The 17,609-nt window shown below is 39.2% G+C and carries 8 protein-coding genes and 2 CRISPR repeat arrays (1 of these 10 only partly in view); of the genes, 2 read left to right on the top strand and 6 right to left on the bottom strand.

What is annotated here, in order from left to right; translation table 11 throughout:
* A CRISPR array of direct repeats spans positions 1-7,091; the repeat unit is 37 nt; unit sequence ATTGCAATTCATCAAAATCCCTATTAGGGATTGAAAC (it extends 5,811 nt beyond the left edge of the window).
* A 106-nt stretch (positions 7,092-7,197) separates the two neighbouring features.
* Positions 7,198-8,970: direct repeats of the CRISPR family, unit length 37 nt; unit sequence ATTGCAATTCATCAAAATCCCTATTAGGGATTGAAAC.
* 181 nt (positions 8,971-9,151) lie between these two features.
* Both RMZ43_RS15980 and RMZ43_RS15975 read left to right on the top strand, forming a co-directional pair.
* Positions 9,152-10,039 carry an NAD(P)-dependent oxidoreductase gene (locus RMZ43_RS15980; RefSeq protein ID WP_322653509.1) on the top strand — a complete coding sequence of 296 codons (888 nt, stop codon included), beginning with the start codon at positions 9,152-9,154 and terminating at the stop codon, positions 10,037-10,039.
* Between the two features lie 43 nt (positions 10,040-10,082).
* Positions 10,083-10,754 carry an O-methyltransferase gene (locus RMZ43_RS15975; RefSeq protein WP_322653508.1) on the top strand — a complete coding sequence of 224 codons (672 nt, stop codon included), beginning with the start codon at positions 10,083-10,085 and terminating at the stop codon, positions 10,752-10,754.
* A 303-nt stretch (positions 10,755-11,057) separates the two neighbouring features.
* On the opposite strand, the gene RMZ43_RS15970 is transcribed toward RMZ43_RS15975, so the two are convergent.
* From RMZ43_RS15970 to RMZ43_RS15945, 6 genes are all read right to left on the bottom strand, one after another.
* Positions 11,058-12,146 carry a sensor histidine kinase gene (locus tag RMZ43_RS15970; RefSeq protein ID WP_322653507.1) on the bottom strand — a complete coding sequence of 363 codons (1,089 nt, stop codon included), beginning with the start codon at positions 12,144-12,146 and terminating at the stop codon, positions 11,058-11,060.
* 5 nt (positions 12,147-12,151) lie between these two features.
* Entirely contained in the window at positions 12,152-12,862 is a 711-nt protein-coding gene (locus RMZ43_RS15965; RefSeq protein ID WP_322650131.1) for a response regulator transcription factor, read from the bottom strand.
* Positions 12,863-12,983: 121 nt separating this feature from the next.
* Positions 12,984-13,679 (bottom strand): NYN domain-containing protein, encoded by a 696-nt coding sequence (locus RMZ43_RS15960; RefSeq protein ID WP_322650130.1) that lies wholly within the window; start codon positions 13,677-13,679, stop codon positions 12,984-12,986.
* 482 nt (positions 13,680-14,161) lie between these two features.
* Positions 14,162-15,241, bottom strand: coding sequence for a fatty acid desaturase (locus RMZ43_RS15955; protein ID WP_322653506.1), 1,080 nt, complete (start codon positions 15,239-15,241; stop codon positions 14,162-14,164).
* A 218-nt stretch (positions 15,242-15,459) separates the two neighbouring features.
* Entirely contained in the window at positions 15,460-16,512 is a 1,053-nt protein-coding gene (locus RMZ43_RS15950) for a fatty acid desaturase (protein ID WP_322650128.1), read from the bottom strand.
* A 217-nt stretch (positions 16,513-16,729) separates the two neighbouring features.
* Positions 16,730-17,551 (bottom strand): acyl-CoA desaturase, encoded by an 822-nt coding sequence (locus RMZ43_RS15945; protein WP_322650127.1) that lies wholly within the window; start codon positions 17,549-17,551, stop codon positions 16,730-16,732.
* Positions 17,552-17,609 lie beyond the last annotated feature (58 nt).

The following is a 17,609-nucleotide window of genomic DNA, read 5'->3' as shown; positions in this document are numbered from 1 at the left end:
GCCAAGATTCGCGGTAGTGGTAAATATGACTATGAATTGCAATTCATCAAAATCCCTATTAGGGATTGAAACAAATTGATTTTTGACTTCGGACTGAAAAATCTTAAATTGCAATTCATCAAAATCCCTATTAGGGATTGAAACCCAAGAATGCGGATTTTAGCACAAAATCAAGGTGATGGAAATTGCAATTCATCAAAATCCCTATTAGGGATTGAAACCAGAAAGGAGGGCTAAAAGTATTTTGATCATCTTGAATTGCAATTCATCAAAATCCCTATTAGGGATTGAAACTATTAATTGATGGCAGGAAAAAGGGAGTGGGGAAAATACAAGATTGCAATTCATCAAAATCCCTATTAGGGATTGAAACAAGCCAATTTCTAAGAAATTGGAGACGATCGCATCCATTGCAATTCATCAAAATCCCTATTAGGGATTGAAACTTGGCAGTAATGGACTGATAGAACCAATCTTCATATTGCAATTCATCAAAATCCCTATTAGGGATTGAAACAACTTGTTTAGCGATCGCTGCCATTTTAGCAAACGATTGCAATTCATCAAAATCCCTATTAGGGATTGAAACCAGATTATTAGTAGATTGGAGAGCCAATATTGATATTATTGCAATTCATCAAAATCCCTATTAGGGATTGAAACATTTTATTCTTAGCGTACCCGACTGACTAGCCATCATATTGCAATTCATCAAAATCCCTATTAGGGATTGAAACTTTTTGACAACGCCATTGAAAGAGGACAGATAGAATTGCAATTCATCAAAATCCCTATTAGGGATTGAAACACGGGACTGATGCGGCTATGAAAGCTTTAACTGATTGCAATTCATCAAAATCCCTATTAGGGATTGAAACTTATACTGCCAAAAGAACTATCATTATTGTATTGATTGCAATTCATCAAAATCCCTATTAGGGATTGAAACTTCAATAGTGGTATTTAGTAATTCCAGTGCATTCCCTTATTGCAATTCATCAAAATCCCTATTAGGGATTGAAACACATCAACTTTCATTCCATCAAGTTGGTGAACGAGATTGCAATTCATCAAAATCCCTATTAGGGATTGAAACAAGCAGCGCTTAGAATCTACAATGAATCATCTTGTGGCATTGCAATTCATCAAAATCCCTATTAGGGATTGAAACCTTTACAACATTCTGTTTTAGAGCCATCTGTAAACATTGCAATTCATCAAAATCCCTATTAGGGATTGAAACCCTGAAGTACCAGTGGCTGAGAGTACTGCTAATCGCTCTAATTGCAATTCATCAAAATCCCTATTAGGGATTGAAACTAGTGCAAATGTGTGGAAGAGGCTCTCGCATTCATATTGCAATTCATCAAAATCCCTATTAGGGATTGAAACATGCAAAAACCACCCAATAAGTATACACAGCACTGAAATATTGCAATTCATCAAAATCCCTATTAGGGATTGAAACAGGCATTTCTAGAACTCCCTAATAAAAACAAAACTGAATTGCAATTCATCAAAATCCCTATTAGGGATTGAAACAAATCATTGTTATTGGAATGATCAATCCCTATAAAATCAATTGCAATTCATCAAAATCCCTATTAGGGATTGAAACACACTAATTCTAACCACATAGTTACTATTAATAATATTGCAATTCATCAAAATCCCTATTAGGGATTGAAACAGCATACTCAAACCAAAACGGTTGATGGAGTAGAGTGATTGCAATTCATCAAAATCCCTATTAGGGATTGAAACTAGCCAACTTTTTCCGCAAGCTAAGGACATGGCCTTTTTATTGCAATTCATCAAAATCCCTATTAGGGATTGAAACGCTTTAACTTTGGCTGTAGATAAAGTACCAGAGCAAATCCCAACAATTGCAATTCATCAAAATCCCTATTAGGGATTGAAACCTGATACGTCTACAGGCTGACTTACGGGTGACGCTCGCAGATTGCAATTCATCAAAATCCCTATTAGGGATTGAAACAAGCATCAACTTTGATTTCTCTTTTGAGTTAGCTTTAATTGCAATTCATCAAAATCCCTATTAGGGATTGAAACAGTTCTGAATATACAACAAGTAATTAAGCTGAGTCATTGCAATTCATCAAAATCCCTATTAGGGATTGAAACATTGTGCGAAAAGCTTTACTCACCGTCACTCTTGGATTGCAATTCATCAAAATCCCTATTAGGGATTGAAACCGATCGCTCCAGGTATTCCACCAAAAAATTCCCCATTGCAATTCATCAAAATCCCTATTAGGGATTGAAACAAAATTATTGAAGGTGCTGATAGAGCGATCGCTCAATTGCAATTCATCAAAATCCCTATTAGGGATTGAAACACCAATATTAACCACTGGAGTCTGATGCTGAGGATAAATTGCAATTCATCAAAATCCCTATTAGGGATTGAAACTCAGACTTTCCCGCCTCTAACAGCGACTTAATTGCATTGCAATTCATCAAAATCCCTATTAGGGATTGAAACACACAGTGTGCAAGCAGCTATCGTAACTTAGAGCATTGCAATTCATCAAAATCCCTATTAGGGATTGAAACCTCCATAAGGTAGTACTACTCCTATAGGAGCCCCATAATTGCAATTCATCAAAATCCCTATTAGGGATTGAAACACAAGGTACTCAAGAACGACTTAAAGGACTAGTTAATTGCAATTCATCAAAATCCCTATTAGGGATTGAAACCTCGGCCACTTAGGCGCAAACAAAGGTAAGTATGCTTATTGCAATTCATCAAAATCCCTATTAGGGATTGAAACGTCATTTTCTGCGCCATAGCCATGCGACACACGCCAATTGCAATTCATCAAAATCCCTATTAGGGATTGAAACTGGCAGGCGCGATTGGTAGCGGTAAAAGTTTTACCATTGCAATTCATCAAAATCCCTATTAGGGATTGAAACACAGCCAATAATTTCACAGCCTGATCCCGTAGATATTGCAATTCATCAAAATCCCTATTAGGGATTGAAACATGAGCCGATTAGGGTGGGAGGACGAGCGTAAAATTGCAATTCATCAAAATCCCTATTAGGGATTGAAACTAATACGACTTTTTTATGCAATTTATTAGCAAGGAATAAAATTGCAATTCATCAAAATCCCTATTAGGGATTGAAACTGCCCTTACAAGCAATCTTGGGAATAGGAAGAATATAAATTGCAATTCATCAAAATCCCTATTAGGGATTGAAACTGGATATCGGCAGGAACCGTACCAGCAGCAAAACTATTGCAATTCATCAAAATCCCTATTAGGGATTGAAACTTGTAACTAAACTATCAGCTATTATCCGTCTCTTATTGCAATTCATCAAAATCCCTATTAGGGATTGAAACAGGCAGGGATTTTTTTAACCCTCATAAGGACGACCATTGCAATTCATCAAAATCCCTATTAGGGATTGAAACAATGCTGGCTCCACAAGCGATGTATACTTGAAATATTGCAATTCATCAAAATCCCTATTAGGGATTGAAACGCACAACCGCTTTGAAAGGATGGACACCGGAATATTGCAATTCATCAAAATCCCTATTAGGGATTGAAACTTGCAGATGGAAGCTGGCACAATTGCTGGTACTTCATTGCAATTCATCAAAATCCCTATTAGGGATTGAAACCCTAAAAAACCTAGACTTCCTTGGATAGCTTATTTATTGCAATTCATCAAAATCCCTATTAGGGATTGAAACTTTGAGGTTTATTGGGGTAGCTGAGTAAGGGACAACATTGCAATTCATCAAAATCCCTATTAGGGATTGAAACTAAGTTAAGCCAGAAGCTTTCTAGGCGGTTAGCGGATTGCAATTCATCAAAATCCCTATTAGGGATTGAAACTTAACGTTATGGAAGCGATCGCAGATTCTAAGCTATTGCAATTCATCAAAATCCCTATTAGGGATTGAAACATATTAAGCCTAACTTTGCTCATGGTATCCATAGAATTGCAATTCATCAAAATCCCTATTAGGGATTGAAACTGATTTGGTTGGGACACAGTTTGAAGGGTCTAGTCATTGCAATTCATCAAAATCCCTATTAGGGATTGAAACTTAGGATTACCTAATGGTTATTTGGTTGCTATATAGAATTGCAATTCATCAAAATCCCTATTAGGGATTGAAACTCAAACAGTAGTGTTAAAGCAAGGTACAAGCTACAATTGCAATTCATCAAAATCCCTATTAGGGATTGAAACAACACTGCAAGGGCTTTTTCAATATAAGTATTTTCAGATTGCAATTCATCAAAATCCCTATTAGGGATTGAAACAAAGCTAGCGCAGATCCTCTACCTGATTGATCGGGATTGCAATTCATCAAAATCCCTATTAGGGATTGAAACATATCGGTAGCCCAGAGATTAGGACTGGTTAATGATTGCAATTCATCAAAATCCCTATTAGGGATTGAAACTTGTGGTAGTAGATCCTGCTTGTCTAATAACAGGCAGATTGCAATTCATCAAAATCCCTATTAGGGATTGAAACCGTATAGTTCCTTCCCTAAGCAATGCAGAGGCATTTGAAATTGCAATTCATCAAAATCCCTATTAGGGATTGAAACTCTTGAGCAAGTAGAGAAAAATATTAGAGAACAATGCATTGCAATTCATCAAAATCCCTATTAGGGATTGAAACTGAGATTATCAATGTAGAATCTGCGGAAGTTAAATTGCAATTCATCAAAATCCCTATTAGGGATTGAAACAATAGCTCGATAACCGTCTGTGGATTACCTATTCTATTGCAATTCATCAAAATCCCTATTAGGGATTGAAACCACTATTGCCTACCCCAAAAGGCTGCAAGGCACTCAAATTGCAATTCATCAAAATCCCTATTAGGGATTGAAACCCTGGAGGATAAGTACTAGGAAAATCAGTTATTTATTGCAATTCATCAAAATCCCTATTAGGGATTGAAACATATTCATAAGCAGTTGAGCCATATTTCCCTAATTCAATTGCAATTCATCAAAATCCCTATTAGGGATTGAAACCTTGTATTCCTGTCCCCACCTGCGAGGAATAATACCTTATTGCAATTCATCAAAATCCCTATTAGGGATTGAAACTACTGCACTTATTCCGTTATCGACAGTGATAATTGTGTCATTGCAATTCATCAAAATCCCTATTAGGGATTGAAACTTTCACTTTCCTGTAGTAATCTTGAGAGCGCATATCGATTGCAATTCATCAAAATCCCTATTAGGGATTGAAACTAGTTCTGGTGAGGCAAATAAAATTTTCTCTGGCAGATTGCAATTCATCAAAATCCCTATTAGGGATTGAAACAGGATATCTAGCCGCGACTGTTTCCAAATAATCGTTAAATTGCAATTCATCAAAATCCCTATTAGGGATTGAAACCGATGACTTCCCCAGGAAATGCATCATCTCGCTGCATTGCAATTCATCAAAATCCCTATTAGGGATTGAAACTCGTTGCCTTCGCTTAGAATTTTGGGGACAGTTTAATTGCAATTCATCAAAATCCCTATTAGGGATTGAAACAGTTTGTTTGTATGCTCCCCAATTTAGTTAGTTTGATTGCAATTCATCAAAATCCCTATTAGGGATTGAAACCTGTTCCCCAAAAGTTAATAGTTGGACAAACACATTGCAATTCATCAAAATCCCTATTAGGGATTGAAACTTCTAAATTTTGCTCTGTATCTTGAAAACTTCCTAGTAATATTGCAATTCATCAAAATCCCTATTAGGGATTGAAACTGAAGTGGGAAGATTTGCCACAATCTATTAGAGATATTGCAATTCATCAAAATCCCTATTAGGGATTGAAACCTCGTCCTAATACTGGTGGTAAGCGTCCTGGTTCTGGATTGCAATTCATCAAAATCCCTATTAGGGATTGAAACCTTGCTGGAACTGCGAGTTTTGCATCTGCTGAAATTGCAATTCATCAAAATCCCTATTAGGGATTGAAACCCCTATGTTAATCGTCCTCCAAATCAGCTAGAAAGATTGCAATTCATCAAAATCCCTATTAGGGATTGAAACTAAATCATTTTAATGCTCTTAGCAAAGTAAATTCTCAGATTGCAATTCATCAAAATCCCTATTAGGGATTGAAACATTTTCTACTACAATTCTCCTCCGATTCAACCTGATTGCAATTCATCAAAATCCCTATTAGGGATTGAAACTTTCAAATATTGGTACGCAAACATGGGATTTCAAATTGCAATTCATCAAAATCCCTATTAGGGATTGAAACACCAGAGCTAAGGCTGATAAGAAAAAATTCTTGATCGCTAATTGCAATTCATCAAAATCCCTATTAGGGATTGAAACACAACTAAGCTGGAATCCCTATATCCCACTGGCGAATTGCAATTCATCAAAATCCCTATTAGGGATTGAAACCATGCCCCCGCCACTGATGGGTAAGCAGTCCCAAATTGCAATTCATCAAAATCCCTATTAGGGATTGAAACCAATAACCGTATTGATGACCTGCCCCACATCCGCTTAATTGCAATTCATCAAAATCCCTATTAGGGATTGAAACCATCTAAGTATGGTGAAAATACTAAAGTTGCCCGTATATTGCAATTCATCAAAATCCCTATTAGGGATTGAAACTCAAGGAACCACTTAACTCATCTGCTGAGACTTCTAATTGCAATTCATCAAAATCCCTATTAGGGATTGAAACCATGTACTACGCGATTTGCAAAATCGATTCCGCCAAATTGCAATTCATCAAAATCCCTATTAGGGATTGAAACGAGCGATTTCACAAACAGCACCTTGAATAGTTTCTTATTGCAATTCATCAAAATCCCTATTAGGGATTGAAACATTGGTCATTAGTTCGTGGCGATCGCACCCAATCAATTGCAATTCATCAAAATCCCTATTAGGGATTGAAACTTAAGCTACCGCTTAATTCATCGGCTGATACCTCTAATGAATTGCAATTCATCAAAATCCCTATTAGGGATTGAAACGAGATTTGCATTTTTATTAAAGGGCGGTGTTCCCATTGCAATTCATCAAAATCCCTATTAGGGATTGAAACGTAAGCTTTCATATCTACGGCTGCAAAGGGGCAGGTAAAAGTACCTTGATAAAGTATCTATGGATTGAAACGTAAGCTTTCATATCTACGGCTGCAAAGGGTGCAAGATTGCAATTCATCAAAATCCCTATTAGGGATTGAAACAGATATAAAACTGATAAAAACATATTACAACCTCATTGCAATTCATCAAAATCCCTATTAGGGATTGAAACTCGCTTACCATCACGATGATGAACGATTCCAAAAGATTGCAATTCATCAAAATCCCTATTAGGGATTGAAACGGTTTTGGGATTCTAAAAAGCAGCAATGGATTAGAATTGCAATTCATCAAAATCCCTATTAGGGATTGAAACCCTCTGGAGGAGCGCCATAAATATCCTCTGGCAAAAATTGCAATTCATCAAAATCCCTATTAGGGATTGAAACGCTGTTGTCTGCGATGATTGTTTGGCGAAACTAGAATTGCAATTCATCAAAATCCCTATTAGGGATTGAAACTCTCTCCTCTAATGAGTCTGCAACTTTTTCTAGTTATTGCAATTCATCAAAATCCCTATTAGGGATTGAAACAATCCAGTTGCTTGGCGCTGCCCTGCTTGCGTCCATTGCATTGCAATTCATCAAAATCCCTATTAGGGATTGAAACAGCACCCGGATTATATTCAATCAGTCTTGGTGCTATTGCAATTCATCAAAATCCCTATTAGGGATTGAAACAGACAAAAACTTTGATATAAAAATATCTTCTCTAAGAATTGCAATTCATCAAAATCCCTATTAGGGATTGAAACATTGGAAATTCATCAGAAAATATTTTTACAATGTATTGCAATTCATCAAAATTCCTATTAGGGATTGAAACATGTATTTATAGAAATTGACCTAGCGGCTGCCCATATTGCAATTCATCAAAATCCCTATTAGGGATTGAAACAAAACACTCAATCAGTACGGTTGGTATGCTGATGTTGAATTGCAATTCATCAAAATCCCTATTAGGGATTGAAACGTAAATAATTATCTTTATATTTATCCGAGTCCCACATTGCAATTCATCAAAATCCCTATTAGGGATTGAAACGGGTCTTTGATTGGCTCTCCAGTAGCGGGGTCATAATTGCAATTCATCAAAATCCCTATTAGGGATTGAAACATAAATAAAAATCAACTTAGCACCATATTGCGGAATTGCAATTCATCAAAATCCCTATTAGGGATTGAAACCTTTTTTAGTAACACTGATACTCTATTTGTCCCCGATTGCAATTCATCAAAATCCCTATTAGGGATTGAAACTTGCTGTTTTCCAGATTAAAGCCAAACACCTCAAGATTGCAATTCATCAAAATCCCTATTAGGGATTGAAACTTGAATTAAGTAGGTGGTGAGTTTACCTCTTTCAAATTGCAATTCATTAAAATCCCTATTAGGGATTGAAACAGCAAAACAATTGGCGATCGCCTTATCCACCCTACATTGCAATTCATTAAAATCCCTATTAGGGATTGAAACTGCGATATTCGAATCTGGAATCCTGAGAAGTGGGATTGCAATTCATTAAAATCCCTATTAGGGATTGAAACACGAGTTACTAGCTCTAGCCCGCTTTTTTAGAATACGAATTGCAATTCATTAAAATCCCTATTAGGGATTGAAACCAGGAAGAAAGACGGCGACAAAATTAAGCTTGCTGAGATTGCAATTCATTAAAATCCCTATTAGGGATTGAAACGCCAATCTCTACCCGCTTGGTTAATGGCAAGCATATTGCAATTCATTAAAATCCCTATTAGGGATTGAAACTCCCATAATTAGCTCCAAGAAGTTGCTTGCGCCATTGCAATTCATTAAAATCCCTATTAGGGATTGAAACGGATAGGTTCATGAAGACTGTTTTACTCCTGTCTCCTGCCTATCTTTCAGCAGATAGCTTGCTTGTTAAGCTTATGCATGGTTTGATTAAAATACGGTATCTATATCGATTTATCGTATTTCATTGACAGATCAGTTACCTGAATTAACTTGTCAGCCACAAAGTAAATATAAAACTTTCTATGCCTATCCAAACTATTGGTATTTTAAGTCCAGGTGATATGGGACAAGCGATCGCAGCTGTTCTCAATCAAAATGGATTGAAAACTATTGCTGCTCTAGACAATCGCAGTGAACGAACTCGGCAATTAGCAGCCGCAGCCAACATTCAAGATGTGGGTTCCCTCACGCAACTAGTAATTGAATCTGATGTAGTCTTGTCAGTTCTAGTCCCCGCAGCAGCCACTGAAGCAGCGAAGCAAGTAGCTGAGGTGATTAACAATGTTAATAAACCCATTCTCTATGTTGACTGTAATGCGATCGCACCCCAAAAAGTCATCAGTATCAGCCAACTTATTGAATCAGTTGGGGGAACATTCGTAGATGCATCAATTATTGGCCCACCACCACGAGTTCCCAATCGCACCCGCATTTATGTTTCAGGAAAACAGGCCAGTCAACTCCTACAACTGCGGGATCATGGCTTGGATGTGCGGGCGATTGGTGATGAAATTGGTCAGGCTTCCGGTTTGAAAATGACCTATGCAGCTCTGACAAAAGGACTTACAGCAATCGGCACAGAATTACTAATAGCAGCCCATCGTTTAGGATTGGATAAGCAACTATGGGATGAAGTGTCTAGTAGCCAACAGGAACTTGCTAGCATATTAACCCGTTCGATTCCATCGATGACACCAAAAGCGCATCGTTGGATAGGAGAAATGGAAGAGATTGCAGAAACTTTTAAAGAGTTAGGTCTGACTGAGAGGATTTTTTACGGCGCAGCCGACGTTTACCGCTTGGTTAAAGAAACCTCTTTGGGTAAGGAAACACCAGAAGAATGCGATCGCGATCGTTCATTGGATGAAATTATTACAATCCTCTCCAATGAAGCAATATCTGACACCTAATCTTGAGTAATTCTTTTATAGATAGGGTAAAAAGCGAGAATCTATGACTCAAGAGCAATGGACTGTGGTCGATCATTACTTTAACGATTTACTTGTGCCGCCCGACCCTGCGCTGGATGCGGCGCTCCAGACCAGCGCAACAGCTGGATTACCACCGCATAACGTTTCGCCAACCCAGGGCAAGCTATTGCTGCTGTTGGCACAAATTCAAAGGGCGCGAACCATCCTAGAGATTGGCACGCTGGGCGGCTACAGTACCATCTGGCTAGCGCGGGCGTTACCCAACGACGGCCGTCTGATTACGCTGGAGGCTAACCCAAAGCACGCCGAAGTCGCCCACACCAACTTCGCCCACGCTGGTCTGTCCGATATCGTTGACCTGCGCCTCGGACAGGCACTCTCTACGCTGCCACAGATTGCTGCCGAGGGTCATACATTTGACCTAATCTTCATTGACGCCGACAAGCCAAACAATCCAGATTACTTCAGATGGGCGCTCAAGCTTTCCCGTTGCGGTAGCCTAATCATTGCCGATAATGTTGTGCGTAACGGAGCAGTGATTGATGCCACCAGCAGCGATCCTAGCGTCCAAGGAGTGCGTCGCTTCAACGAACTACTCGCCTCTGAGCCACGCGTTTGCGCCACGGCAATCCAGACAGTGGGCAGCAAAGGATATGATGGCTTTGCGATCGCGATCGTCACTGCTGACCAATAAGACATTCAACCAAGAACCGTGAATTTATTGCTAAATTTTTGCAATCCCTTCTTAAAATTGAATAGCAAGAGATTATTTGGTCAGTCTTAGGAACGATTTTGAGGGAACAGGTAGGCGATCGCAGCATAACCCGAAACACTGAGTAAACTAACCAAAAAAGTAGCCAAAATAAAAGTAGACATAACACTATACTCTATATACTTCCAAAATCTCCGCATCCATCAAAAAACAAAGAATTTGGATACTTTCAAATTAGCAATTGTGTATGACATAGCAGTGACTACATTGTGTCAATCATTTATCTCAAGCTAAAGGCAGAAAAAACCGAAACGTACTGCCAACTGCCAACTCGCTTTCTACCTGAATCTGACCGCCTTGTAGTTCAATCAAACGACGGGAAATAGTTAAGCCAATACCAGTACCTCCCGAATGGCGATCGCGCGACTGATCGGCTCGCCAGAAACGCTCAAACACATGGGGCAAATTTTCTGGAGCGATACCAATACCTGTATCCATAACCGCAATCCAAAGTTGAGATGCTTCAGTTCCAACACGAATTGTAATTGAACCTTCATTCGTGTAACGCACTGCATTACCCAGCAAATTAACCAACACCTGTTCTGTGCGGTCAATATCTGCCAATACAGGAGGTAATACAGATGGACATTCCAATACCAGAATTGGCCCATCCTCCAACAGTTGATCGGTAAATTTCTCCACTAATGACTCTAACAACGGACGCAGATTTACCCGTTGGATATTAATTGGCAAATAACCAGCTTCTGCCTTAGATAGTTCTTGTAAATCGTTCACCAATCGCTCTAAGCGCCTAGTTTCTTTAGCTAAACGCCGATAAATCTCAGGAGACGCTTCAATTTCTCCATCAGCCAGTTCTTCCAAATAACCGCGCACCACAGTTAACGGAGTCCGTAATTCATGGGTCATGTCTCCAATTACTTCTCGCCGTCGTGCTTCTACCCCTTCTAAACTGGCTGCCATCCGGTTGAAACTAGCACCCAATCCATTAAGTTCTGGAATGTCAGACATCGGTAGTCGTGCATCCATCTGACCGGCAGCAAATTTTTGGGTGATTTGTTCCATCTCGGTCAACCTCTGCATAATCCGTCTGGACACCCAGTAACTTAATCCGCCGGCGGCGGTCGTGCCAACTAACACTGACCAAATAGTACTTCGCCGCCAAGCAAGTTCAAATCCTGCAACTAATTCAGTACGGACATCGATTAAGTCAAACCCTTGATTTTCTAATCGCTCCAAATGCAGTATAAACAAACGAGGAGAAGATATTTTACTGATACTCACCAAACTAGCTACCCCCACGAGCATTACTACTAAGTGGGAGAGAAATAGGCGCGTTCTCAGCCCTATTTTCATAAGATTTACCCTACCAGAGGATCTTCAAATTTATAGCCCACCCCAACAACAGTTTTAATAAAAGTAGGATTTGCCGAATCAGGCTCAATCTTTTTTCGCAACCGAGCTACATGAGTATCCACCACTCGTTCATCGCCAAAAAAGTTATCTCCCCAAAGTTTATCAATTAGTTGAGTGCGATTCCAAACTCGACCAGGATTGCTGACAAAGGTAGTTAGCAAGTTAAATTCTAGGGTAGTTAAATCTAAAACTTCAACTTCCTGAGAATCCATCTGACGACTAGCAGTGCGCTGGTCTACATCAACAATAAAGTGTTGGGTACGATTGACTTGATGCTGTCCCCCTTGGCGGAGGCTACGCCGCAGTAGTGCCCGTACTCTAGCTACTAACTCTCTGGGGCTAAAGGGTTTAACCATGTAATCATCAGCACCAGTAGACAGACCAATGACGCGATCAATTTCCTCACCCTTAGCCGTAAGCATTAAAATGTAAGGATCTTTTACACCTGGTTTCTGGCGAATTCTGGCACAAACTTCCAACCCATCTAAACCAGGAATCATTAAATCCAGAATAATTAAATCAGGTGGTTGCTCTTGAAACATCCGCAAAGCATTCATCCCATCGCGGCTAGTGCGACAAAAAAATCCTTCTTTTTCTAAAGAGAGTTCGATTAAACGAGCAATTTCTGGTTCATCTTCAACTATTAAAATATCCATTTCAATTAGGGTCGAGGAAAATACGCAAATAGAACTGGGGACTAATAGTGTTAAGATCCCCAACTTCTTCAAGAAGTCGAGGATTTAGCAGCCTCGCAAAATTAATGAGACAAACCACTAGTTAAAGGTTTGAATTTGACGGCGTGCGATAACTATAGCCAAGATTAGAATCTTTTTGAATGTATGTCTTAATACTATCAAGGTCAATGAAGCAATCAGCAACATCGATCAAGCTTTCACTAGTAGTATTTTGTAGACTTACCACTTCCACCCGAACCCCCATTCTACTGACAGCATTCACAGCATAAGCCAGATCCCCATCGCCACTGACTAAAACCGCAGTATCATAATAAGGAGCTAAAGTTATCATGTCTACAGCAATTTCTACGTTCAAATTTGATTTTTTGAAATTTTCTGCTGGTTGTGTGATATCTTTAGCTACTACACGATAGCCGTTACGACGCATCCACAATAAAAAACCCTGTTGCTTTTCATTAGTGGTATCAACCCCAGTATAAAAGAAAGCACGCAACAGTCTTGAACCGTTAGTTAAATGACAAAGCAATTTAACGTAGTCAATTTCTATACCAAGTTGTAATGCTGTATGAAACAGGCTTAAACCATCAATAAAAATAGCAACTCGACCACGATTCAAGTTATTTAAAATCGAACTATCGGGTGCTATATCTTCCGTCTTGGTATCTTTAGTTTTGACAGGAGTATCGCTCAAATTTTGCCCTTGCCAATGTGGTTTAGCTTTGAGTATTTTAGGTTCCTTAAATTCATTTCTTTGTTTGCTAAAATTAGTTATAATCATTGATACCTCTGATTTTAAAGCTGGAAAGAGTTTTGGGTAATTTATCTATACTATATATAGTCTAGTTTGTGCTGATTTATAACCCTAGCAGGTAATGGTCTTAAGTCACTACATTTAGATAAAATTAACCGTATCTTCTGCACAAGCAAGAAAGAGCGTCTAACACAAAGGTTCCGCTTTGCCCTAGAATCTGGGGTACGTCATCTATCTATATTTTATTTTACAGCTAGGAAGTTGAAATTTCCGGCAGGCTGAGGATGCTCAAATACTGCTAAAGTTAGAATCACTAATAATGTAATATGCGATGCCTGCGGCGGGCTACACCAACACCCTTCAAAAAGTAAGCTTTACTAAAGTAGTTAAGTAATCTTTAATACAACTTTTCTAAAACTTTATATAAATTAGCTAGTGTTAAATGGTCATAAAGCATTAACAAAAATCTAGGATTCCCGACTTTTTTAAAGAAGCCGGGAATCTGAGTCTTAATCTTTAACTAACTTATTGTTGGATGTGTAGTAAATCTTACTACCAGTATCAGGGACAAAATGGCAATTGATACATGAATTCCATAATGATTTCCAAATTGGTTCTTCCGATTTGTGGAAATATTCACCCATCACTGGTTTTATTGCCTCAGTTGCCTTCAGCAAATTGTAGTGAGGGATGTTAAGGAATATATGGTGAGCAACATGAGTACCGATATCGTGATGGATATGATTAACTAAACCATAATCACGATCAATACTAGAAATTGCGCCTTTCAAGAAAGTCCAATCTTCTCCACGATACCAGGGAAGCTCTGGCTCTGTGTGGTGCAAGAACGTCACCAAATCTAGCCAAACTATGAACACAAGGTAAGGCACTGCATAATATTTCAGCAACCACATCCAACCCCATTGGTAGGTGAAGAAACCTAGCAAACCTACCATGCCAATCAAAAGTACAGTACTAGTGATGACATCCCATTTTTCTGATGGTTTGAAAAGCGAACTGCTGGGCAAAAAGTGGGAGCCTTCTTTATTAGGAGAACGCTTAAATAAATACACAGGATAAGCCAAAAGAAAAACATAATATCTGCCGATCTTTTGGGCTAAAGGCATCTCCTTATATTGTGATTCGCTTACAGGATACCAGCTTTCATCATTATCAATATTGCCAGTATTTTTGTGATGAGTTCTGTGACTAATCCGCCAACCATGATAAGGAACAAGTATTGGTGTGTGAGAAAGATGTCCAATCAAATCATTGAGCCATTTCTGCTTAGAAAAAGATTGGTGTCCGCAGTCATGTCCGACTACAAACAAAGCCCAAAACATCGTTCCTTGCATTAGCCAGAAAATCGGAAAGAAAAGCCAAGAATCTAGGTAATGAGCAACTGCATAAAGCAGACCAATAATCAAGATGTCACGAAAGAAGTAAAAAAGTGATTTTGTCACATTGGGCTGAAAGCATTCAGCAGGAATTGAAGCTTTTAAATCTTGAAGAGTGAAAGGTAATTTAGTTGTATCCTCAGACGTTTCACCGCTAAGAGGTTTGTTGAAACTGATGGTATCTAATTGCACTGGGTTTTTTTGTTGGATATAACTCGGAACTTGATTTGAGACAAAATTATCTCACCTTTAGGATGCCCAATAAAATAGCGATCGCTAACACACAAGAGGGTAATTTCTGGCAATTGATCTAACAATTTTAGTCAGTAAAAAACTGCCAGATTTTATTTAAACACAGCATGATAAACGCCCTCGTTGATTCAAGAGCGTGAGTGTAATCACAGTGCTATTTATTGCTCTCTGTAATATTCGTTGAAAGTCTGATAGCCAACATCAGTTGTATATAGTTGACATTGGTCTGTAATCTGCTTCATTAAAGACCAAGAAAACTTACACTCATCATGGAGATAAGGCTGCCAATTTTCTTTGATGCTGCTGTAAGCTAGCCGTAAATTATAAGAAGGAATCGCAGTAGAAATATGATGAGGGACATGAACATTGATATCATGGCACAAAATTTCTACCCAGCGCGGATAATCGCAATGAATAGTGCCAGCTAACTGTGCTAAAGCTTCGTTCCATTTATTTGCTGTAGCAAAAGGAACATCTGCGGCAGTGTGGTGAACAATAGTAAAAGTACTCATCCAAAAATGGTAAATCATCCAGGGCACTAGCCAAAATTTGACAAATCCCCAGATGCCAGTTGTGGCGATCAAAAGTGGGAAAGCGATCGCTGCAAACACAACTACTACTGCCACAGAAAGCTTGATACTCGATTGGTCTTTAGTTTTGAAGTTCCGCCAATCAAAATGCACCACAGCCCAATGTCCAATGGAACCTACCCACCAGAAGCGTTTACGCATGAACAACTCAAAAGCAGACTGCCGGGTTTTATCCCAATTTTCAAACACTTCTGGTCTGATTGGATGCCAAGCATTGTCCTCATCCAGCTTGTTGGTATGAGTATGGTGATAATTATGCTTAATGCGCCAACTGTGAAAGGGGTAAATCAACGGCATCATGAAGAAGTGCCCCACCAAATCATTTACCCAACGACGTTTGGCAAAAGACCTGTGACCACAATCATGGCCTATTACAAAAAAACCTGTTAAAGCAGTGCCTGTAAAAATCCAAGCTAGGGGCAAGAGGAACCAAGGAGTAATAATCAGGCTGTAATAGCCCAAGGCAACCGCCAGGACACTGAGCAGTACTTGTGTCCAAGCTTTGCGACTGTTCTGCTGAAAACATTCCCGTGGCAGGGTTTTGACAATATCTTTGAGCCGAAAGTCGGAATTACTAGGCTCGTCACTTAGTTTCTGGCTATTAATTATTGATGTAGTCATGGACACCTAAAAAACAACAAACTCCTCCACCAAGTCACTAAAAAAGTGACTTACCGCAAAAATTCTTAATATTAGCGCTTTGGATTATAGCAATCTAACTGACACAAGCGCACCAGTAAATAGCTTTTTGAAAAGTTAGGAGTTAGAAGTGGTGAGTTATGAGTTAAAAACGTTACACATCCTAATTCCTGTACAGACACGATTAATCGCGTCTCTCCTAACTAACTTTTGTTGGGGCCAACTTCACATTAGTAGCCAGACCAACTGCTTGTAGCAACTGAACAGTCATCCAAGTTAAATCGATTTCCCACCATTCCAGTCCATGACGAGCTGAGTATTGAAAAGCATGATGGTTATTATGCCAGCCTTCACCGAAAACTAGTACGGCTACCCACCAGCAGTTAGTCGATTGATCCCCAGAATCATAGCTCCGATAGCCAAACTTATGAGTAGCGCTGTTCACTAACCAAGTGCAGTGATAAACCCAGACAATGCGAACAAATATTCCCCAAATAACAAAGGGCCAGCCACCTAGAAGCAAAAGCAATACGCCTAGAGCAACCTGGATCAAAATGAAATATTTTTCTAAAAACTGATAAACTGGGTCTTCGGCAATGTCTTTGGTGAAACGAGGAACATCAGCGTGAGCGGGACAATAATGAATCAGCCAATCCATGTGGCTCCACCAGAAGCCTTTATTAGAGTCATGGGGATCAGCGTCAGTATCAGAGTGTAAATGATGAATGCGATGTGTCCCGACCCACTCAATAGGGCCTCCTTGACACGAGAGTGTACCAAAGAAAACCAAAAGATATTCTAGCCACTTGGGAGTTTGAAAACTGCGGTGGGTGACAAGGCGGTGAAATCCTAGAGTAACGCCTAAGCCGCCAGTTACCCAGTACAGCAAGAAACCCACACCAACTGCCGTCCAGCTAAAGTTACCAGGAACAAAGGCAAATAAAGCGCCGATGTGCAGTGCAATGAAGAACAGGGTATTAACCCAGTTAATTTGAGGTTTAGTTGAGGTAGCAATTGTCATGCAGTAACCTGAATTTGAATTTTCCAGCCTAGTCTGCGCGATCTTAAAATCCGCATAT

Source organism: Nostoc sp. CmiVER01, from assembly GCF_034531135.2.
In the GTDB taxonomy this organism is placed as follows: Bacteria; Cyanobacteriota; Cyanobacteriia; order Cyanobacteriales; family Nostocaceae; genus Nostoc.
This window is presented reverse-complemented; position numbering and strand designations above follow the sequence as displayed.